Consider the following 21880-nt stretch of genomic DNA (forward strand, 5'->3'; position numbering starts at 1 on the left):
TCCGGTGGTAACAGCTTCGCTACCACCCGATCCTTCATCACTTGTCCGTATCTTGCCATTTCCTCACCTCGTTATTGCCCCCGGTTTCAGATCCTATCGAGGCGACAACTAGTCTGACACAGGGGGTTTCTTCCTGAGCACGCTGAAAGCACTATCCATTTTGTTCCTCCTTACCGCATACCATGCCGCCAGTCCCAGGGCGATACCGGGTAACCATCGGTCCACAGTCCAACATGCTTCGCCCGCGCTTCCTGCTCGGCGAATTGATACCGCCCAGCATCCTGGGGCAACTGTTACAACACATCACTTTTGTCGACCAAATTCTGATCACCCCCGTGATGGCACTTTGAACACTCCATCACTATCAATTCGCTCCCTAATGAGGCCACGAATTTTCGGCGTAATGCGGCCAGCAGAAGATACTGTTTTTCCGCTTTCGGACGGGTCCGTTTTTACCTGTTTTTTTGGGTTTTTAGCAAACCGAATGTGGATGTCTCGCACGCAATAGGGATAGTTGGGGCACAGGGGATCTCCGTGCTGGTAAGATGTTGACCTGGCTGCGGCAGCTTGATTGCCCTCGCATCGAACCCCATGGCGCCCTTGATCTGGCGGTATAGGTTCTCAAAAATACACCAAAAAACCTATACTGGAAAGCCAAGTATAGGGCATAGGCGGTCGTGAAGAAGTCTTCCGACATTCCAACAGCCAATTCATGAGGAAGGGTGGCCTCGGAATGTCGGATAACTTGTCCCAGACCGCTTAGTGGGACGTAGTTGAACCTTCAGGCATCGGCAACATGACCGATGTTACGATACAAATCAACGGCTTGACTGGAATATGCCGAAAAATCAAGACGCCAGAGAAGGCGATGTAACGGGGCACACCCCAATGATGCAGCAGTACCTGCGCATCAAGGCCGAGCATCCAGGCATCCTGTTGTTTTACCGGATGGGCGATTTCTACGAACTGTTCTTCGACGACGCGGAAAAAGCAGCGCGGCTGCTGGACATTACGCTGACGACACGCGGTCAGTCGGCAGGACAGCCGATCAAGATGGCCGGGGTACCCTACCACGCCGTCGAACAATATATGGCGAAGCTGGTCAGGCTCGGCGAATCCGTCGTGATCTGCGAGCAGATCGGCGATCCGGCGACCAGCAAGGGGCCGGTTGAGCGCGCGGTGACACGCATCGTTACGCCCGGCACGCTGACCGACGCGGCCTTGCTCGACGAAAAGCGCAACACGCTGTTGCTCGCCTTGTGCGCCAACAAGCAACTGGCCGGTCTGGCCTGGATCAACCTCGCGAGTGGCGACTTCCGCGTCTGTGAAGTGGCGCCCGGCAAGCTTGCCGCCACGCTTGAACGTGTCCGTCCCGCCGAGATCATCGTGCCGGAAAGCTTCGGCCTGGCTTCCACCACCGTCACTCCCGAGGTGGCGGTGACGCGTCAGCCGGACTGGCATTTCGACGTCGAGGCCGCCAGCCGCGAACTCTGTACGCATTTTGCCACCCGCTCGCTGGCTGGTTTCGGTGCCGGTGCGCTGCGCCCGGCCATTGCCGCTGCCGGCGCCCTGTTACGCTATGCGAAGGCCACCCAGACGCGCGCCCTGCCGCACCTGCGGGCGCTGATCGTCGAACGCGATGCCACTTTCCTCGGACTCGACACGGCGACACGACGCAATCTCGAACTCACCGAAACCCTGCGTGGCCAGCCGGCGCCGACGCTGTGCAGCCTGCTCGACAACTGCGTCACCGCGATGGGCACGCGCCTGTTGCGGCATGCGCTGCACCACCCCTGGCGTGACCCGACCATCCCGGCCGCCCGCCACGCCGCGGTGGCGATGCTGCTCGACGACGATGGCCATACCCTGCGTGCGTTGCGGCAAGCGCTACGCGGCTTTGCCGACATCGAACGTATCGCCGGCCGAATCGCACTCTGCAGTGCCCGGCCGCGCGATCTGTCGGGCCTGCGCGACAGTCTGCAGCGCCTGCACGAACTGCGCGCGCCACTGGCAGCCATGGCTCCGAACACGGCGGCAGCCCCGCTCCTCGTCGAACTGCATGCGCAACTGGCCACCCCGGACGCCGCGCTTGACCTCCTGAGTCGCGCCATCCTGCCTGAGCCGGCCGCGCTGATCCGCGACGGTGGCGTCATCGCCCACGGCTTCGACGCCGATCTCGACGAGCTGCGTGCACTCAACGACCACTGCGGCACCTTTCTGGTCGAACTCGAGGCGCGTGAACGCGAGCGCACGGGCATCAGCAACCTGAAGGTCGAGTACAACCGTGTGCACGGCTTCTACATTGAAGTCAGCCACGCCAATGCCGCCAGAGTGCCCGACGATTATCGCCGCCGGCAAACCCTGAAAAACGCCGAGCGCTACCTGACACCGGAACTCAAGGCCTTCGAGGACAAGGCCCTGTCGGCGCAGGAGCGCGGCCTGGCACGTGAAAGGCTACTCTACGAAGGCGTTCTCGCCACCCTGCAGGGCGACCTGCCGCAGTTGCAGCAGATCGCCCAGGCAGTTGCCGGCATCGACCTCCTGAGTGGATTCGCCGATACCGCACAAAGGCGCCACTACTGCCGACCCGTGTTTTCATCCGAACCGGGGCTGCTGATCGAGGGCGGTCGGCACCCGGTCGTCGAAGACCAGCTCAATGGCAGCGGCAGCTTCATTGCCAATGAGACACGCCTTGGCGACGAGCGGCGATTGTTGCTGATCACCGGCCCGAACATGGGCGGCAAATCGACCTACATGCGCCAGACTGCGCTGATCGCCCTGCTCGCGCATGTCGGCAGCTATGTGCCGGCAACGCGCACGGTCATTGGCCCGCTCGACCAGATCTTCACGCGTATCGGCGCCGCCGACGACCTCGCCGCCGGGCGCTCGACGTTCATGGTCGAAATGACCGAATCGGCAGCCATCCTGCACCACGCCACCGAAAACAGCCTGGTGCTGATGGACGAAGTGGGCCGTGGCACCTCGACCTTCGACGGCATGGCGCTGGCCTTCGCCATCTGCCGCCATCTGCTCGAAAAAAATCGTTGCCTGACGCTGTTCGCGACCCACTACTTCGAACTGACGCTGTTGGCGAACGAGTACCCGGACCTGGCCAATGTGCATCTGGACGCCATCGAGCACGGCGAACGCATCGTCTTTCTGCACGCCGTCGAGGAAGGCCCGGCCAACCAGAGTTACGGGATTCAGGTTGCCGCACTGGCGGGCATTCCCTCCGCGGTCGTGAAAGCAGCCCGGCGACAGTTGCGCGAGTTCGAGCAACGGGCCTCGATCAATCCCCTGCAACCTGATCTCTTTGCCACGGCACTGGCCGATGCCGCAGAAGCGCAGGAGCCCCCCACCCCTCCGGCCATCGAGCGGCTACGTGCGCTCGATCCTGATCGGCTGACCCCCCGCGAGGCGCTCGATGCTCTCTACGAACTCAAATCGCTGCTTTGATGACCCTACGCGCGTATGCATTGCTGCTTGCCGGCCTGTGGCTTGCCGCTTCGGTACACGCCGAAACCTGGCGTTTCGCCGTGATCGGCGATACCCCATACAACGCTTATGAGCGCAGCGAACTACCGCGCATGCTCGACGACATTGCCGACGAGCACCCCGGCTTGATTGTCCATGCTGGCGACTTCAAGGATAGCCGAACGATCTGCAGCGACGAGTTGTTCCGCGACCGGCACACGCTCTTCGCCGCGTCGCGAGTGCCGCTGCTCTACGTCGTCGGCGACAACGAATGGACCGACTGCCGGCAATTGGCTGCCGGCCACTTCGACCCGCTTGAGCGGCTGCAGAAGCTGCGCGAGCTGTTTTTCGCAGAACCGCGTTCACTGGGAAGGCAGACGCTGCCAGTCGAACAGCAGGCCAAGGCCCCGGAGCACCTGCGCTGGCGTCTTGGCCCGGTGCTCTTCCTGTCGCTCAACGTTCCTGGTCCAAACAACCATTTTGGCCTGGGGAAAACGCCCAGCGAGGAATATCTGGCACGCAATCCCATGCTCATCGACTGGCTCCGACAGGGATTTGCCGTTGCACGGCGAGAACAGGCCGCCGGCATGGTCATCGTCATGCAGGCCAACCCAGGCTTCAAACACCACGCGGCCGGCCTGACGCACGCCGGCTACCGGGATCTGCTGGAAACCCTGCGCACGGAAACCCTGGCTTTTTCTGGTCAGGTCCTGCTGGTACACGGCGACACACACTGGCAGCGCATCGACCAGCCACTGCGCGATCCGAAGACGAAGCTGCCGATCAGCCACTTCACTCGCCTGGAGACCTTTGGCTACCCAGTCATGGGCTGGGTGAAAGTCATCATCGACGACGAACTGCCGCAACTTTTCCGCTTCGAGGTTCATCCCTACCGCCGGCGCTGACTACCGCAGCGAACAAGACCGTCGACAGCAGCGCCAGCAAGTCCTACACTCGGCATGCTTAACTGCATCAGGAGGACTGGACCATGCCGCTGCTCTCCTTTATTCGCGCGACCCTGGCGATCATCTTGTTCGCTCTGGCGCTGCCCAGCGCTGCCCAAATCGTCATCGGCCAGATTGCCGCATTCAGCGGCCCTCTGGCGCCCACAGGCACACATATGCGAGCCGGGGCACAACTCTACTTCGACGCGATCAACGCCGAAGGCGGTATCCACGGGGCCAGGATTCAACTGCTCTCAAAGGATGACGGCTACAAAAGCGAGGAGACGGTTCGGCTAGCCCGCGAGATGCTCAAGGAATCGCAACCTCTGGCGTTCATCGGCTTCGTCGGCACGGGCAACATCGAGGCCATTCTCGACCAGAAGGTCCTCAGTGAAGCCGGCATTCCCCTGGTCGCCGTGCGCACCGGCACTGAATCGCTGGTGCGCAGGAACGACCCCTTTCTGTTCATGACCCGTGCCAGCTACGCGGAAGAAATCGAAAAAATCACCGACCAGTACATCACCACCGGTTACACCCGCTTTGCCATCCTCTATCAGGACGACGCCTTCGGCCAGGGCGTACTGCAGAGTGCCGAGCAGGCAATCAAGAATGCCGGCGGCACCCTGGCCGCCAAGGGCGCCTACGCCAAAAACACGACCGAGGTCGGCGCTGCCGTCAAGATCATCGCTGCGGCCAAACCACAGGCAGTGATCCTGATTGCCAATACCGCGGCTAGCGCCGAGTTCCTGAAACAGTCACGCGAGGCAGGAAATCTCGCCCAGTATGTCGCGCTGTCGACCACCGATGCGGCCCAGGTCGTACAGCGAATTGGCGCCAGCAAGGCAGAGGGATTGGCACTGACGCAGGTCGTTCCGGATCCGAACAGCCAAACCGTTCCGATGATCCGGGAAATCCAGAACAACTTCGCGAAGTTCAAACCCCGTGACGTGGCGCTCAACCATACCTTCGTCGAAGGTTACCTGGGGGCCATGGTGCTCGGCGAAGCTCTGCGCCGTAGCGGACCCAACCCAACGCGCAAGAAGCTGCGAGACACCCTTGAAGCGCTGAAAAACTATGACGCCGGCGGCGTCTTCATCAGCTTTTCGCCAAAGCGACACGCCGGCTCGCGCTTCGTCGACATCACCATCCTCAATCGCGCCGGCAAGCTGCTGCGCTAGGCCCGAAGCGCCAACGAGAGAGCCGGCAATGTTACTGTGAAAGTCGCGTCAGCGACTCACGAATCTCCCCTCCCCCTCGCGGGGGAGGGGCCGGGGGAGAGGGGAACGTTCATGACTTTCATGATCGGGGGTGCCTGGAAAAAAAGTCATGACCGTTTGGCGTAGTAACGGCTGGCAGCGCCCTGAGTACCCCGCAGAATGGTCATTCGTCGTCCTCGCAACTGTCGTCGTGCGTATGCCCGTGACTGATTTCCTCGGCCGTCGCCGGGCGAACGGCGGTGACGGTACAGGTGAACACCAGGGCCATGCCGGCCAGGGGATGGTTGGCGTCGAGAACGACCTTGTCGCCAGCGATTTCGGTCACCCGGTAAATCAGCACATCATCCTCATCGTCTTCGTCATCGACACCCTCCGGCATCCCTTCAAACTGCATGCCTACCTGTAGTTCCTGGGGAAACTGACTGCGTGACTCGAGTTGGACAAGTTCGGCATCGTACTCACCGAAGGCGTCGTCGGGCTGCATCTTGACCACCACCGACTCGCCAATCCGCTTGCCGTGCATGGCTTCTTCGATCATCGGAAAAATGTCATCGTAGCCGCCGTGCAAATAGACCAGCGGCTCCTGACCCGCATCCACCAACTGTCCGTCGACATCGGTCACGTTATAGTCCAGGGTAACTACCATATTCTTTGCAACTTGCATGTTCATTGCTTGAGTTCCTTCACCGTGCGCAGCATTTCAAGCGCGTGGCCTTTGGCATTCACTCCGTAGGATGCAAAACGGAGAACACCTTGTTTGTCGATGACAAAAGTCGAGCGAACGATGCCGTGTTTCCTGACCCCATTCACTTCTTTCGCCTGCCAGACACCGTACTGTTTGCACGCCGAACCCTCGGCATCCGAAAGGAGACGCACGGAAATACCATGCTTGTCCCGGAACTCTGCGTGTTTGATGCAGTCATCACGGCTGATGCCAATGATCAGGCAGTCCAGTCGCGCAAATTCGTCCTCATGATCGGAGAAATCAGTTGCCTGCAGCGTACAGCACGGTGCGTCATCTCTCGGATAGAAAAAGAGAATGATATTGCTCTTGCCCTGAAACTGGGCGATATCGATGAGTTCCATATCCGCATCGGGGAGGACGAACATCGGAGCTGCCTGTCCTGCTTTCAGCATGGTGCCCCCTCAAAGACCCTTCCCGATCGCACACAAGCGAGCGGGTGACGCAGATTCTAACCAAGCTTCTGCCGTCTGACTACAAGAAGCGACACTCGTACCGGCTACAATATGCCCGGCCTGTGGCAGTCACTCTCACCCCACCTTCCCTCGATTCCGGATGAGGGTCTGCAGGATACTCGCCATTTTCGAAGACAGCAAACCCGGAGACTCCCATGAAGCGATTTCGACCTCTGCTGCACACCCTGCCCCTGCTCGCCTGGCTGGTCGCCCTACCGGCACCGGCAGATCCCGGCAGTGGCACGAGTATCGACCTGACCGCCGAAGCCAGTCGGCCTGCCACCAACGACCTGGCACGTGCAACGGTCTTTGCCGAAGCGGCCGGTGCAACGCCGAGCGAATTGGCGAAACGGGTAAATGGACTGATCGCCGACGGTCTGAAGACCGCACGCGCTTACAGCAACGTCAGGACCCAGAGCGGTGCCACTTACACCTATCCGGTCTACGCCAAGGGCGGCAAGATCGAAAGCTGGCGGATGCGCTCCGATCTCACGCTGGAGTGCTCTGATCCGGCTGTGCTCTCCGAGTTGCTGGGAAAGCTCCAGGCATCGCTGGGCGTTGCCAGCCTAAGCATGCTGCCAGCGCCGGAAACCCGAAAAAAAGCCGAAAATGAGGCGATGCTCGACGCCATCACGGCCTTCAAGGCTCGCGCCAGGCTGATCGCCGATGCTTTCGGCAAGCCTTACCGGATCAGGCATCTGGCCATCAACAGCAGCGGTCGCCCACCACCGCTGCCCATGCTGCGCGCGGCATCGCTGGCTGCGGCCGAGACCGCAGCCATGCCGATCGAGGCCGGCGAGACCCTGGTCACCACCAGTGTCTCGGGCCAGATCGAACTCCCGGAATAAGGGCAAAAAGGGGTAACAGGGACTCCTGATGGGCGAGATTGACGGCTAGCGTCTTGCAGGTCTTGCCGGGGCAGTTCCGATGGCGGGTTTCTCGGCGGCCGGCGCGGCGGCTACGGCTTTTTCGTTCACAGGCTTGTCGGGGATCTGAACAAAAACTTCATCCTGCTTGACCATGCCAAGTTCGAAACGTGCGCGTTCCTCGATCGCATCGTATCCCTGCTTGAGATCGCGGACTTCGGCATCGAGCCCGGCATTGCGCATCTCCAGCCTGCCATTGCTTTCCTTCTGTTGCTGCAACTGCCGATCGACCTCCCATACCCGCAACCAGCCGCCCTTGCCGAGCCACAGCGGATGTTGCAGCAAGGCAATCAGCGACAGCAGGGCAACCGCCAGCAAGCGCACGGGAGCGGATGTCGAGACTCAGTCGGTCACGACAGATTGTAGAAGGCGTCACGACCCGGATAGCCAGCGGTGTCTCCGAGGTCCTCCTCGATGCGCAACAACTGGTTGTACTTGGCAATCCGATCGGAACGTGAGAGCGAACCGGTCTTGATTTGCAGCGCGTTCATGCCGACGGCGATGTCGGCAATGGTGCTGTCTTCGGTTTCACCGGAGCGGTGGGAAATCACCGCCGTGTAAGCAGCGCGCTTGGCCATTTCGATGGCCGCAAAGGTCTCCGAGAGCGTGCCGATCTGATTGATCTTGATCAGGATCGAATTGGCGATGCCCTGCTTGATGCCCTCTTTGAAAATCCGGGTATTGGTCACGAAAACGTCGTCGCCGACGATCTGTACGCCTTTGCCGAGACGCCCGGTGAGCATTTTCCAGCCATCCCAGTCGTTTTCGGCCATACCATCCTCGATTGAAACGATCGGGAAGCGGTCGGCCAGACTGGCCAGGTAATCGACCAGTTCGTGCGAGCTCAGCTGCAGGTTTTCGCCAGCCAGATGATAGCGGCCATCCCGGTACAGCTCTGAGGCCGCACAGTCGATACCGACCAGCACGTCATCGCCAGGACAGTAACTGGCGTTCTCGATCGCCTGGGTGATCAACTGCAAGGCTTCAGCATGGCTGCCGAGGTTGGGCGCGAATCCCCCTTCATCGCCAACGGCGGTCGAGAAGCCTTTCTTGTGCAACAGTTTCTTGAGCGCGTGAAAAACCTCGGCACCACAGCGCAATGCTTCGCGAAACGAGCTCTGACTCACCGGGAGAATCATGAACTCCTGGAAATCGAGACTGTTATTGGCATGTTCCCCACCGTTGATGATGTTCATCATCGGTACCGGCATCTGCATCGGTCCGGAACCGCCAAAATAGCGGTAAAGCGGCAGACCCGATTCCTCGGCGGCGGCCTTGGCCACCGCCATCGAAACCGCCAGCATGGCGTTGGCACCAAGACGGGCCTTGTTGTCGGTACCGTCAAGATGAATCAGTGTCTGGTCGATGAATGCCTGTTCCTGGGCATCGAGACCGATGATCGCCTCGGAGATTTCGGTATTCACATTCTCGACGGCCTGCAGCACGCCCTTACCCAGATAGCGGGCGGTATCGCCATCGCGCAGTTCGATGGCTTCACGCGATCCGGTCGAAGCGCCGGACGGCACCGCCGCACGCCCCATGACCCCGGATTCGAGCAGAACGTCACATTCGACGGTCGGATTGCCGCGCGAATCGAGCACCTCACGGGCGACGACATCAACCACAGAGCTCATGATCTTTCCTTTTTATTCATAATGTTAAATAGAGGCAAGCGGGCAATCCCCGGAGGTTCATTGCGGCCGCATGGCGGCACGTGACTCTGGCTGCCCGGGATTCGTGGACTGGAGTTCATCCAGATGGTTCGCCTTGACCAGGCGATCAAGCGCGACCAGCGTCGTCAGCAGGCCTTCCATGCGACTCAGGGGCCAACTGTTCGGCCCGTCGGAAAGCGCCATTTCCGGGCGCGGATGCGTTTCCATGAATAGCCCGGCGATGCCCACGGCCACCGCCGCGCGTGCCAGCACTGGTACAAACTCGCGCTGCCCTCCGGAAACCGCGCCCTGCCCACCTGGCAACTGCACCGAATGCGTGGCATCGAATACCACCGGCGCAGCGCTCTCACGCATGATCGCCAGACTGCGCATATCCGAGACTAGGTTGTTGTAGCCAAAGGAAGCGCCGCGCTCGCAAACCATGATTGTATCGGCACCGGCAGCGGCATCCCTGGCTTTGGCGACGACGTTTTGCATGTCGCCCGGCGCGAGAAACTGCCCTTTCTTGATATTCACCGGCTTGCCGGTGGCGGCAACGGCCTGGATGAAGTCGGTCTGACGACAGAGAAAGGCTGGTGTCTGCAACACATCGACGACCGCGGCAACGGCGGCGATGTCCTCTTCGCGATGCACATCGGTCAGAATCGGAACGCCAATCTGACGGCGCACTTCCGAGAGGAGCTGCAGGCCACGGTCGATCCCTGGACCCCGCGGAGATTGACCGGAACTGCGGTTGGCCTTGTCATAGGAAGCCTTGAAGATGTACGGCAGGGCAAGTCGGGCACAGATCTCCTGCAACTGTCCGGCGACCTCGATGCACAAGTCCAGCGACTCCGCCGTACACGGGCCGGCGATCAGAAACAGCGGCCGGTCGAGTCCGACCTCGAAGTGGCAGAGTTTCATGTCCTTGACCGGCAGGCGATGGCGGCCTGAACAAAAGACGTGAACAGCGGATGTCCTTTGCGCGGCGAGGAAGTGAATTCGGGGTGGAACTGACAGCCAAGAAACCATGGGTGCGCGTTCGGCCCTTCTTTCGGCAGCTCGATGACTTCGCAGAGATCGGTGACCGGTGCACGACCGGCGACCACCAGACCGCTCTCTTCCAGTTCTCCGAGCAGCGTATTATTGACCTCGTAACGGTGGCGATGTCGTTCGACGATCTCTGCCTGCCCATAGATCGCGCGCGCCATCGTGCCTTCATTCAGTTCGCAGCGCTGGCCACCCAGACGCATGGTGCCACCCAGGTCGGAATTTTCGTCACGTATTTCGTGTCGTCCGGAAGCGTCCCGCCATTCGGTGATCAAACCCACCACCGGATATTGCGTATCCTTGTCGAACTCGGTGCTGTGCGCCCCGCTCATGCCGGCCACGTGGCGAGCGAACTCGACGACTGCGAGTTGCATGCCGAGGCATATACCGAGAAAGGGAATACCGTTTTCGCGGGCATGACGAATCGCGGCGATCTTGCCCTCGGTCCCGCGTCGCCCGAAGCCGCCCGGAACGAGGATGGCATCCATGCCCTGCAGGGCACCACAACCGTTCTTCTCGATCTCCTCGGAATCGAGGTAACTGACCTTGACCTTGCTGCGCGTCGCAATGCCGGCATGCACCAGTGCTTCGGTCAGCGACTTGTACGATTCGGTCAGGTCGACATACTTGCCGACGAAAGCTACGTTGACCTCCCGCTCGGGGTGTTCAAGCGCGCGCACGATCGTTTTCCACACCGTCAGATCAGCCGCCTTGGCTAGAATACCGAGTTTGTGGCAAACGATCTCGTCAAGCATCTGGTCGTGCAACATCGCCGGTATCTTGTAAATCGAATCCGCATCCCGCGCTTCGATTACCGCTTCGCGCTGCACGTTGCAGAACAGGGCCATCTTCCGCTTGTCGTCTTCCGGAATCGGGCGATCGGTGCGACAGAGCAGAATGTCCGGCTGGATGCCGATCTCCCGCAGTTCCTTGACCGAGTGCTGCGTCGGCTTGGTTTTCAGCTCACCGGCCGTGGCAATATAAGGTATCAGCGTCAGATGCATGTAGCAGGCGTTGCTGCGGCCTTCCTGCAGACCCATCTGGCGGATCGCTTCCAGAAAGGGCAGCGACTCGATGTCGCCGACCGTGCCGCCCACTTCGACGATCGCCAGATCGGCGCCCTCGGCGCCGCGTCTGATATGCGCCTTGATCTCGTCGGTAATGTGCGGAATCACTTGCACCGTCTTGCCCAGATACTCGCCGCGCCGTTCCTTCTTGATCACCGAATCGTAGATCTGTCCGGTCGTGAAGTTGTTGCGCCGCTCCATCCTGGCATTGGTGAAACGTTCGTAGTGTCCGAGGTCGAGGTCGGTTTCAGCGCCATCTTCGGTGACAAAGACCTCGCCATGCTGGAACGGACTCATCGTTCCAGGATCGACGTTGATATAGGGGTCGAGCTTGAGATGGGTGACTCGGATGCCGCGCGATTCGAGGATCGCCCCCAGGGATGCGGCTGCGATACCCTTGCCCAGCGATGAAACCACGCCGCCAGTAACGAATACGTATTTGGTCATGGAGATAACTGCAGCGGGAAATTCAGATTGTAGCGGAAAACGCCGCCACGCTCAAACCGGCACGGCTGCTCACGGATTGCCGAGGCCGACAAAAGCCGCCCTGCTCAGCGGATAAACTCGTGACTGATCTGGCGAAACAGATCGCTACCGGCCTGCCGAAGCCATTCGAAAGCGACCATTTCGCGCGAAACGATGTCGGCACCGTGTGCGCGCATCCGTTCCAGTGCCAGTGTTTTGTCCGTATTTCGCCGCGATCCAACGGCCTCCTCGACAACGAATACGCTTCTGCCGACGGCAAGCAGATCGAGCACCGTCTGCTGAACGCAGACATGCGCTTCGGTGCCGGCCACCACGAACTGTGCGCGGTCGCCTCCTGGCAAACTGAACACTCCCCCCTCGGGAACCGCCGAGAACTGGATCTTTTCAACGATGCATGCGTCCGGCAGCAAAGCCCTGAGCGCAGGCATCGTCGAACCCAGTCCTTGTGGGTACTGCTCGGTGCAGATCACTGGCACCCCCAGTCGCTGGGCCACCCTGGTCAGCCACACGCTGGCATCAAGCACACGTTCGGCAGCGTCGATGGCCGGCTGCAACCGCTCCTGCAAATCAACGAGCAACAAGACTGAACGATCAGTACACATCAACATGAAAAAACTCCTCCGGATTCATGTCAAGGTCGCGTCAGCGACTGATGAATCTCCCCTCCCCCTCGCGGGGGAGGGGTTGAGGGAGAAGGAAACGGGCATGACTTCCATGATCGGGGGTGCCCGGAAAAACCATCACCGTTGGCAACTGTTCTGCGCAAGAAACTGGAGCAGCACTTTACTGGAAATTGGGATAAAGTGAGCAACGGCTTCGTCCCGGCAGGAGAATATCGCATATGAATAAACCCCCATCGTGTACCACGCTGCTTGCCATGGCAGTGCTCTTATTGTCCCTCGGCGCATGTAGCCAGGAGCCTGAGAACAGTCCCGTCGCGAAAACCGAACCGCCTACAACCCAGGTCGAAGACATCCCGACCGCAGCGTCTCCACTGGCAAAGGCTGCCATACGAGGCGACCTGGCGGAGATCAATACTTTGCTGGAAACCGGTGCCGGGATCAATGTCACCGACGCCCTGGGCAGGACGCCACTCCACATGGCAGCCTTTTACGGACGCGCCAAAGCTTCGGAACTTCTGCTCGCCAGCGGCGCGAATATCAACGCCAAGGACCGCGTCGGAATGACGCCGCTGCACGCAGCGGTACTCTCGGGTGGCAGGTACGAAGTGGAACTACTCCTCGAGAGAAAGGCCGATGTCAGTGCCACTACCGATACCGGGCAAACGCCACTCCATCTGGCCGCAGCAACCGGCCAGCCCAAGGTGGCACGCGTGCTCATCGAACGCGGCGCCAACCCGCAAGCAAAGGACAAGAACGGCAAGACGCCCCTCTTCTACGCCTCACAGAACAAGCACCCGGTAACCACCGAAGTACTTCAGCAGTACGCCGCGAAGAATTGACGTCGTGCGGATGGGCGATACCATCACCACACGACGCAGTAGACGACCCAGCCAGACCCTCTCGCCAATCAGGTCTTCTTGATCGCCTCGTCACGCAATTCGCGGCGCAGGATCTTGCCAACGTTGGTCTTCGGCAACTCGGTCCGGAACTCGACCTGACTCGGCACCTTGTAACCGGTCAGGTGCTCCCGACAATGAGCGATCAGCGCCTCGGCGGTGAGTGCCGAGTCCTTCTTGACGACGAAGATCTTGACCGCCTCTCCTGACTTGTCATGCGGCACGCCGACCGCCGCCACTTCCAGCACGCCTGGGTGCTGTGCGACGACATCCTCGACCTCGTTCGGGTACACATTGAAACCGGAGACCAGAATCATGTCCTTCTTGCGGTCGACGATGCGGACGAAGCCCGTGGGCTCCATCACCGCAATGTCACCGGTCAACAGAAAACCGTCCGGGGTAATCACCTTGGCCGTCTCTTCCGGACGATTGTAATAACCCTTCATCACCTGCGGACCACGGATGCAGAGTTCTCCACGCTCGCCCAGCGGCACATCGGCGCCGGCGTCATTGCGAATCGCCACTTCGGTGGACGATATCGGCAAGCCAATGGCGCCGTTATATGCGGGAATATCGAGCGGGTTGATGGTCGCGGCCGGCGACGTCTCGGTCAGGCCATAGGCCTCGATCAGCGGTTTGCCGGTGACCTGTTTCCACTTCTCTGCCACCGCTTTCTGTACGGCCATGCCGCCACCGAGCGTGACTTTCAGCTTGCTGAAGTCGAGCGTGCAAAAGGTGTCATTGTTCAGCAAAGCGTTGAACAGGGTGTTGACGCCGGTCACCACCGTGAATGGATACTTGCCCAGATCCGCAACGAAGCCCGGAATATCCCGCGGATTGGTAATCAGCAGATTGCTGGCGCCAATCTTGAAAAAAGTGAAACAGTTTGCCGTCAATGCAAAGATATGGTAGAGCGGCAGCGCAGTGACCACCAAATGCTGCTCGTCGCCCAGCTCAGGCTTGATCCAGGCATGTGCCTGCGCCAGATTCGCCAGGATGTTGCGATGAATCAGCATGGCCCCTTTCGAGAGACCGGTTGTTCCACCGGTATATTGCAAAAAAGCCAGGTCTTCCTGCCCGACGGGCACCGATTTCAATTCCGCCGCGGCACCTTTGGCAAGCGCAGCCCGGAAATTGACTGCTCGCGGCAAGCTCCACGCCGGCACCATCTTCTTGACATACTTGACGACGAAGTTAACGACGGCTCCTTTCGGAAAGCCGAGCATGTCGCCCAGGCGAGCCACCACGATGTGTTTGACCGGTGTTCTGGCCAGCACCTGCTCCAGCGTGACCGCGAAATTTTCGACAATCACGATCACCTCGGCTCCCGAATCCTTGAGCTGATGTTCGAGTTCTCGCGGCGTGTAAAGCGGGTTGACGTTCACCACCACGTAACCGGCACGCAAGACACCGAAAATACAAACCGGATACTGAATGATGTTCGGCATCATCAGCGCCACGCGGGCGCCTTGGGGCAACTTGAGCACCGATTGCAGATAGGCGGCAAAATCCCGTGACAACTTGTCGAGCTCACCGTAGGTGATTTCGGCGCCCATGTTGATATAGGCCACGCGGTTGCGATACTGCGCAACGCTTTTTTCGAAGAGTTCGCCCAGCGACTGAAATTCGTTTAATTCAATCTCGGCAGGAACACCCTTCTGATAGCTCTTCAGCCAGATCTTCTCCACCTGTTCTCCTCGTGAATGAAATTCTCCAGATGAAAACTCGCATTTTCATCGCCAGTCCTTTCCCGGCCAGCCGTTCGTCGATCTGCAGCACGCGCAGGCTGTGGTTCTTATTCTAAGTCTAAGATCGCTGCAGGTACTTCAGCTTGTCCGGCTTGTGGTTCCACTCATCGGCGTCGGCCGGGGGTTCCATGCGCTCGACGATGACCGGCCATTCCTTGGCCAGTTCGGCATTGATGGCGATGAATCTGCGCTGTGCTTCCGGCACATCGTCCTCGGCAAAAATGGCCTCTGCCGGGCACTCGGGGACACACAGCGTGCAATCGATGCACTCTTCGGGGTCGATCACCAGGAAATTCGGGCCTTCGTGGAAGCAATCCACAGGACAGACATCAACGCAGTCAGTAAATTTGCACTTGATACAGTTTTCGGTAACAACGTACGTCATCGTCGTGTTTTTACAAGTTTGAACGAACCAAACTATAACTGATTTGACGTCTCCGAGACAGGCCTACAGCTTCCCTTGGCGAGGTTTTTTCGCTAGCATTGGAAAAGCTGGCCGACCATCAGGGTTCGGCTTGCCATGTAACCCACTTTCACGACCTACTCCCTCCCAGATCACGCAAGAGGCTTTTAATGAGCGAACATATCCATCACGTTACGGACGACAGTTTCAGCACCGATGTACTTCAGTCGGATGAACCTGTTCTCGTTGATTACTGGGCCGAATGGTGCGGTCCGTGCAAGATGATCGCACCCATCCTTGACGATATCGCCAATGACTACGCCGGCCGCCTGAAGGTCGTCAAATTGAACATCGATGACAACCAGAAAACCCCTGCCAACTTTGGTATCCGTGGCATTCCGACTCTGATGCTGTTCAAGAATGGCAGCGTCGAAGCCACCAAGGTCGGTGCCCTGTCCAGATCGCAGCTGGTCACCTTCATTGACAGCAACCTCTAAAGTCGCTACCCTCTCGGCCTGAAGGTTCGCTGGGCGCAGCGCAGCAGCTAGCCCGCAGCAATCCACGAATCCGTATCGAATCCATACGAGCCTTCAGGCGCCCTCTCCCTTTAGCAGCAGCTCCTGCCCTGCCGGTTTCACGGCATTCCGCTTGGCGCACATTGCATTTCCGGCGGCGCGCAGCGCGTTTGATTTTTCCCCTCTTCGTCTCCAGCACATGCACCTATCCGAACTCAAAGCACTCCACGTAAGCCAGCTTCTTGACATGGCCATCACCAACAACGTCGAGGGCGCCAACCGGCTGCGCAAGCATGAACTGATCTTCGCGCTGCTCAAGAATCAGGCCAGAAAAGGTGAAAGCATCTTCGGCGACGGTACGCTGGAAACGCTCTCTGACGGTTTCGGCTTCCTGCGTTCGCCCGACACCTCGTATCTGGCCAGTACCGACGACATCTACGTCAGCCCGAGCCAGATCAGGCGCTTCAATCTGCATACCGGTGACACCATCGAGGGCGAAATCCGCACGCCGAAGGATGGGGAACGCTACTTTGCCCTGGTCAAGGTCGACAAGATCAACGGTGAAGTACCCGAGGCATCGAAGAACAAGATTCTCTTCGAAAACCTGACGCCTTTACACCCGGCAGAACATCTGCGACTCGAGCGTGACATCCGCGGCGAGGAGAACATCACCAGCCGCATCATCGACATCATCGCACCCATTGGCAAAGGGCAACGCGGTCTGCTGGTGGCCAGTCCGAAGAGCGGCAAGACGGTGATGATGCAGCATATTGCGCATGCGATCACTAGCAACCACCCCGATGTCACGGTGATCGTCCTGTTGATCGATGAGCGCCCCGAGGAAGTCACCGAGATGACTCGCTCGGTTCGCGGCGAAGTCGTTGCCTCGACTTTCGACGAGCCGGCGACGCGCCACGTACAAGTTGCCGAGATGGTCATCGAAAAGGCCAAGCGGCTGATCGAACACAAGCGGGACGTGGTCATTCTCCTGGATTCGATCACGCGCCTGGCGCGTGCCTACAACACCGTTCAGCCGGCATCCGGCAAGGTCCTGACTGGCGGCGTCGATGCCAATGCCCTGCAAAAGCCCAAACGTTTCTTTGGTGCGGCCCGCAACATTGAGGAAGGCGGTTCGCTGACGATCATCGCCACCGCGCTGATCGACACCGGCAGCCGCATGGACGACGTGATCTACGAAGAGTTCAAGGGCACCGGCAACATGGAAATTCACCTAGATCGCCGCATGGCAGAAAAACGCGTGTACCCGGCGATCAACGTTAATCGCTCCGGCACCCGTCGCGAAGAACTGCTGCTCAAGCCGGATGTTCTGCAAAAGATGTGGATCCTGCGCAAGCTGCTGTACAACATGGATGACCTTGAAGCCATGGAGTTTCTTCTCGACAAGATCAAGGCCACGAAGAACAACGCCGAGTTCTTCGACTCCATGCGCCGCTGATCGGACGGCGAACGCGCTCGGTGAGCCGGGGCCGGGTGGCCTACAGCAGCCGAGGGTGTGATTCGAAGTGATGCGCCAGCGAAATGCTCTGGTGATTCGACCTGTTTTTCGACTTCCTTCCAGGAAGCAGCCCATTCCCGGTTGGCGCGGTTGATCCGTCGGGCCGCATGGTTTCGATATTTCTAGGTGCCTACCAGACGCCGGAGAGCTTGAATCGTTCCGCAATGACATCACTCCAGAAAATGAACGCTCGCATCCGTTTCATTCTTGCGGTCATCATTCTCGGTCTGCTGATGACCGGCCCTTTCGTGGTAACGGCACTGCTGATCTGGGTGAGTGCGCAACCCGCCGAGCAAGCGTTGCTCGTCCAGTTGATCGTGCCGCACCTGTCTCTCGGCGCGATGATGACCCTCTTTGGCTTCATTGTCGGCTTGCTGGTCATCCACCAGTTGTTTCGCCAGTATGTCCAGGGCTTGCTCAAGATGGCCGAGAACCTGCACCTGATGCTGTCGGCGAACCGCGATTTCAGGGTGACGCCAGAAGGGCCACCGGAAGTCCGCTTGCTGGCGCAGGCGACGAATGACCTGGCACAGCAGCGCGATGGGCTGATGGACGATGTCGAAGCCCAGATCGCTGCTGCCAAATCCTCGGTGGAGGATGAGAAGAACCGTCTGGCGGCACTGATGTCCGAGCTGGCGCAAGCGGTGGTGGTCTGCAACCTGGATGGTCGTATCCTGCTCTATAACAGCCGTGCCAGACTGCAGTTCAAGGCCCTGGCACAAGGCAGCACGGCCGGAACGGGCGGCGCGCTGATTGGCCTGGGTCGCTCGATCTTCTCGATCCTCGAACGGAATCAGATCGACCATGCGCTCGAGGTGGTTCGTCAGCGTCTGAACAAGAGCGCTGCCGCCGCCATCGCCAACTTCATTACCGCGGCGCGGGGCGGGCAGCTCCTGCGCGTCCAGCTGGTGCCCGTATTGTCTGCCAGCACGGATTCCCGGCAGCGGCAGATGACCGGCTACGTGCTTACCGTTGAGAACATTACACGCAGCCTGGAACAGGAATCCCGTCGCGATCAGGTGCTGCAGTCGCTGACCGATGGCAGCCGTGGCAGCCTGGCCAACATCCGTGTTGCCGTCAGCAACCTGACGGACTATCCGGACATGGAAGCAGAAATACGCGAACGTTTCGTCGGCATCATCAGCGACGAAGTCCTGCGCATGAGCCAGCGTCTAGATCAGACCATGAGCGAGTTTGCCGACTCGCTGAAAACCCGCTGGCCGCTCGAAGACGTGCTCGGAGTCGATATCATCGCTGCAGCCCAGCGTCGCATCAAGGAACAGCTGAAACTATCCAGCAAGACCGAGGAAGTCGACGAAGCCCTGTGGCTGCGCGCCGAGAGCTTCTCCCTGGTGTTCTCGATCTGTTTCCTGGCATCGCGTCTGGTCGATCATTATCAGATCAAGGAGTTACGCTTTCGGCTTCTCCCTTTTGGGAAACTCGCCTACCTGGATCTCATCTGGGCCGGGCACGCGATGTCATCGGAGACTTTCTACACCTGGGAAAACGATGCCATGCAGATGAAGAAGGAGAGTTCGCCATTGTCACTGCGGGATGTCATTGACCGCCACGGCGGCGAGATCTGGTACGAGCGTGAAAAAGCTGCGCATCGGGCCTTCTTCCGCTTTGTCCTGCCGGTCGCCTCTCCGGAGACCATGGCACCTGGAGAACTGGTCGACGACAGCGGTGCTCGCCCCGAGTATTATGACTTCGACCTGTTCCATTTCAGCGATCAGAGTATCGACCTCGACCGGCCACTGGCGGATCTCAGCTATACCGTGTTCGATACCGAGACCACCGGCCTGGAGCCTGCGGCTGGCGACGAGATCATTCAGATCGGGGCAGTGCGCATCGTCAACGGCCGTCTGTTACGTCACGAGATTTTCGACCAGCTGGTGAATCCGGAGCGCTTTGTGCGACCCGACGGTATCCGCATTCACGGCCTCACCGACGACATGCTGCGTGGGCAACCGAACATCGACGTGGTTCTGCCAGCCTTCCATGATTTCTGCAGCGAAACCGTTCTGCTTGCGCACAATGCGGCTTTCGACATGCGCTTCCTGCAACTGAAGGAAGCGCGTACTGGCGTGGTTTTCAGCCAGCCGGTCCTCGATACCTTGCTGCTCTCGGGGGTGCTGCATCCCAACCAGGACTCACACCAGCTCGACAGCATCGCTACGCGCCTGGGAATCGCCATTGACGGCCGCCACAGTGGGCTTGGCGACGCCTGCGCCACCGGTGAAGTATTCCTCAAGATGCTGCCCTTGCTGGCCCGGATGGGAATCACCACGCTGCGACAGGCGCTTGAGGCTTCCGAGAAAACCTATTTCGCACGCGTCAAGTACTGAGAGGCTTTCACTCCCGGCCGGCGAATCGCAGACCGATGGCCATCCTGTCGACTGGTCAATGCCGGCAGGGCAGGCGCCAACCGCATGCTGCCCGCTGTGCCCCGTTGTCCGGTCGATGCACAGCGATACTGATTCCGTCAGGCGTGGCCGAGCCCGAACGTCGGTGAGGCATCCGGGTTGACGCCAGGCAGCGTCACCTCGACGATACCGGCAGGTGCCGCCACCACGGGCAGCAGCCCTCCACTGGCAAGATCGTCCTGCAGCAGCGCGTTCAGCCAGTCTGCGATGGCGCCCAGACTCGCGTTCGGATTGCCGTCCTCGTTGAGCACACGCCCTTTCTCAATCTCGAAGCCGAGATGGTAGAGGCCATCGGCGATGGTGTCGACCGCGTTCCGGTCATACAGCCTGGTCGTCGCACCATCTCTCTGCACCAGGTGAAATCCGGTCTCCAACGCGTCCTCATCGTCACCGTGCAGATCCTTCCATTCGACGAGGTGATTCGTCCGGATCCAGGCGTTCATCTCGCGCACCTCGTTTACGTCGATTACACCACCGTCTGCGGCGCCGGTTGCACGGATCGACTCGATGATCAGCCCGTTCATTGCGTCCGCGGCGGTAGCGCCAGCCCGAATCTCGCTGGTCGAGATCTTCATGTTCAGGCCCGGATCCGTCGTGATGATCGACACGAGCTGGTCAAGTCCGGTGCCCGTGTGCCCATTGACGTAAGGGTCGAATGACGCGTTCTTCAGCGTCCCCGCCGCCAGGTCGGTGCTCAACAGGGAGTTGAGCCACGTCGCCACCTGCGTCACCTTCACGTTGGCGTTCCCGTCTTCGTTGAGCAACTGACCGTCGCAGATCTCGAAGCCCAGATGGTAGAGGCCATCGGCAACGGTATCGACCGCCTTCTTGTCGAATAGCCTGGTGGTTGCGCCGTCGCTCTGCACCAGGTGAAAGCCGGTCTCTGTCGCGTCCTCGTCGTTACCATGCAGCGTTCTCCACTGCTCTGCATGATGGCTGCGCAGATACGCATTGAGGTCGCGCACGTCCGCAGCACTGATGTCGCTGTTGTTGGCCACGCCGGTCGCGCGGATCGCTTCGATGATCAGTGCATTCATCTGGTCGGCAGCGCTTGCGCCGGCCCGGATGTCGGCGTTCGAGATTTTCATGTTCAACCCCGGATCCGAGCTCACGATCGACACCAACTGGTCCAGCCCGGTATGTGTCGTGCCGTCGACATAGGGGTCCACCGACACGTTCTGCAAGCGGCTTCCTGACAGGTCTGTTGCCAGCAGGCTGCTCAACCAGCCCGCGACCTGAGTCAGGCGGGCATTGGCATTGCCGTCCTCGTTGAGCAACTGACCGTTGCAGATCTCAAAACCCAGGTGGTAGAGACCGTCAGCGACGGTGTCGACCGCATTGCGGTCGTACAGCCTGGTTTTCGCACCATCGTTTTGCACCAGATGGAAGCCCGTTTCGGACGAAGATTCGTCATTGCCGTGCAACACACCCCAATCGGCGAGATGCGTCAAGCGCAAATAGGCGTTCACATCGTACAGGTCGGCGGCCGTGATGTCGCCGTTGTTGGCTACGCCGGTTGCGCGGATCGCTTCGATGATCAGCGCATTCATCTGGTCGGCCGCGCTCGCGCCGGCGTCGATGTCTGCGACCGGGAGCCTGCGAATCAGCCCTGGGTCGGTGGTGATGATGTCGACCAGCAAGTCCAGCCCGGTAGCCGTCGACCCGACCGGCCTGGAAGCCAAGGGAAGGCTGTCCGTTGCAAAGCTTGCGGGTGTTTCGCTGTTGCTGTTCGTTGTCATG

The 21880-nt window shown here is 59.7% G+C and carries 18 protein-coding genes; 8 read left to right on the top strand and 10 right to left on the bottom strand.

The features are described from left to right. Positions 1 to 888 precede the first annotated feature (888 nt). The 3 genes from mutS to V5B39_RS12090 all read left to right on the top strand — a co-directional run bounded on the left by mutS (position 889) and on the right by V5B39_RS12090 (position 5596). Complete coding sequence (gene mutS, locus V5B39_RS12080; RefSeq protein ID WP_332343145.1) at positions 889 to 3456, top strand: DNA mismatch repair protein MutS; 2568 nt, start codon at positions 889 to 891, stop codon at positions 3454 to 3456. Beyond that, complete coding sequence (locus tag V5B39_RS12085; RefSeq protein ID WP_332343146.1) at positions 3456 to 4379, top strand: metallophosphoesterase; 924 nt, start codon at positions 3456 to 3458, stop codon at positions 4377 to 4379. The genes mutS and V5B39_RS12085 overlap by 1 nt, the downstream gene beginning before the upstream one ends. Positions 4380 to 4462: 83 nt before the next feature. Further along, positions 4463 to 5596, top strand: coding sequence for an ABC transporter substrate-binding protein (locus tag V5B39_RS12090; RefSeq protein WP_332343147.1), 1134 nt, complete (start codon positions 4463 to 4465; stop codon positions 5594 to 5596). Between the two features lie 202 nt (positions 5597 to 5798). On the opposite strand, the gene V5B39_RS12095 is transcribed toward V5B39_RS12090, so the two are convergent. Further along, entirely contained in the window at positions 5799 to 6305 is a 507-nt protein-coding gene (locus V5B39_RS12095) for an FKBP-type peptidyl-prolyl cis-trans isomerase (protein WP_332343148.1), read from the bottom strand. Next, the gene (locus V5B39_RS12100; RefSeq protein WP_332343149.1) at positions 6302 to 6772 is read right to left on the bottom strand and encodes a peroxiredoxin; all 471 of its coding nucleotides are present in this window, start codon (positions 6770 to 6772) and stop codon (positions 6302 to 6304) included. Before V5B39_RS12100 ends, V5B39_RS12095 begins: the two co-directional genes overlap by 4 nt. A gap of 215 nt (positions 6773 to 6987) precedes the next feature. Between V5B39_RS12100 and V5B39_RS12105 the strand changes: the two genes are divergently transcribed. Next, positions 6988 to 7680, top strand: a complete 693-nt coding sequence (locus V5B39_RS12105) for an SIMPL domain-containing protein (RefSeq protein ID WP_332343150.1) — start codon at positions 6988 to 6990, stop codon at positions 7678 to 7680. A 45-nt stretch (positions 7681 to 7725) separates the two neighbouring features. On the opposite strand, the gene ftsB is transcribed toward V5B39_RS12105, so the two are convergent. From ftsB to V5B39_RS12130, 5 genes are all read right to left on the bottom strand, one after another. Next, complete coding sequence (gene ftsB, locus V5B39_RS12110; protein ID WP_332343151.1) at positions 7726 to 8082, bottom strand: cell division protein FtsB; 357 nt, start codon at positions 8080 to 8082, stop codon at positions 7726 to 7728. A gap of 26 nt (positions 8083 to 8108) precedes the next feature. After that, positions 8109 to 9392: a phosphopyruvate hydratase gene (eno, locus tag V5B39_RS12115; protein ID WP_332343152.1), complete on the bottom strand. Its 1284-nt coding sequence runs from the start codon at positions 9390 to 9392 to the stop codon at positions 8109 to 8111. A 57-nt stretch (positions 9393 to 9449) separates the two neighbouring features. Then, complete coding sequence (gene kdsA / locus V5B39_RS12120) at positions 9450 to 10334, bottom strand: 3-deoxy-8-phosphooctulonate synthase (RefSeq protein ID WP_332343153.1); 885 nt, start codon at positions 10332 to 10334, stop codon at positions 9450 to 9452. Further along, the gene (locus V5B39_RS12125) at positions 10331 to 11974 is read right to left on the bottom strand and encodes a CTP synthase (protein WP_332343154.1); all 1644 of its coding nucleotides are present in this window, start codon (positions 11972 to 11974) and stop codon (positions 10331 to 10333) included. The genes kdsA and V5B39_RS12125 overlap by 4 nt, the downstream gene beginning before the upstream one ends. Before the next feature lie 104 nt (positions 11975 to 12078). After that, positions 12079 to 12621 carry an isochorismatase family protein gene (locus tag V5B39_RS12130; protein ID WP_332343155.1) on the bottom strand — a complete coding sequence of 181 codons (543 nt, stop codon included), beginning with the start codon at positions 12619 to 12621 and terminating at the stop codon, positions 12079 to 12081. Between the two features lie 233 nt (positions 12622 to 12854). Here V5B39_RS12130 and V5B39_RS12135 point away from each other — a divergent pair, with 233 nt between their 5' ends. Then, complete coding sequence (locus tag V5B39_RS12135; RefSeq protein ID WP_332343156.1) at positions 12855 to 13475, top strand: ankyrin repeat domain-containing protein; 621 nt, start codon at positions 12855 to 12857, stop codon at positions 13473 to 13475. 68 nt (positions 13476 to 13543) lie between these two features. Here V5B39_RS12135 and fadD read toward each other — a convergent pair whose 3' ends face one another. After that, positions 13544 to 15220 carry a long-chain-fatty-acid--CoA ligase FadD gene (gene fadD, locus V5B39_RS12140; RefSeq protein WP_332343157.1) on the bottom strand — a complete coding sequence of 559 codons (1677 nt, stop codon included), beginning with the start codon at positions 15218 to 15220 and terminating at the stop codon, positions 13544 to 13546. Positions 15221 to 15338: 118 nt separating this feature from the next. Beyond that, complete coding sequence (fdxA, locus tag V5B39_RS12145; protein WP_332343158.1) at positions 15339 to 15665, bottom strand: ferredoxin FdxA; 327 nt, start codon at positions 15663 to 15665, stop codon at positions 15339 to 15341. Positions 15666 to 15853: 188 nt separating this feature from the next. Between fdxA and trxA the strand changes: the two genes are divergently transcribed. The 3 genes from trxA (at position 15854) to V5B39_RS12160 (ending at position 20062) form a co-directional block, all read left to right on the top strand. Next, a complete protein-coding gene (gene trxA, locus V5B39_RS12150; protein WP_332343159.1) occupies positions 15854 to 16180 on the top strand; it encodes a thioredoxin TrxA in 327 nt (108 codons plus the stop codon). Positions 16181 to 16397: 217 nt separating this feature from the next. After that, on the top strand, positions 16398 to 17654 hold the full coding sequence (gene rho / locus V5B39_RS12155) for a transcription termination factor Rho (RefSeq protein WP_332343160.1): 1257 nt from the start codon (positions 16398 to 16400) through the stop codon (positions 17652 to 17654). 242 nt (positions 17655 to 17896) lie between these two features. Continuing rightward, a complete protein-coding gene (locus V5B39_RS12160) occupies positions 17897 to 20062 on the top strand; it encodes a 3'-5' exonuclease (protein ID WP_332343161.1) in 2166 nt (721 codons plus the stop codon). A gap of 137 nt (positions 20063 to 20199) precedes the next feature. Here V5B39_RS12160 and V5B39_RS12165 read toward each other — a convergent pair whose 3' ends face one another. Next, entirely contained in the window at positions 20200 to 21879 is a 1680-nt protein-coding gene (locus tag V5B39_RS12165) for a hypothetical protein (RefSeq protein ID WP_332343162.1), read from the bottom strand. Position 21880: the final 1 nt, after the last annotated feature.

This window comes from Accumulibacter sp. (genome assembly GCF_036625275.1).
Lineage (GTDB): Bacteria > Pseudomonadota > Gammaproteobacteria > Burkholderiales > Rhodocyclaceae > Accumulibacter.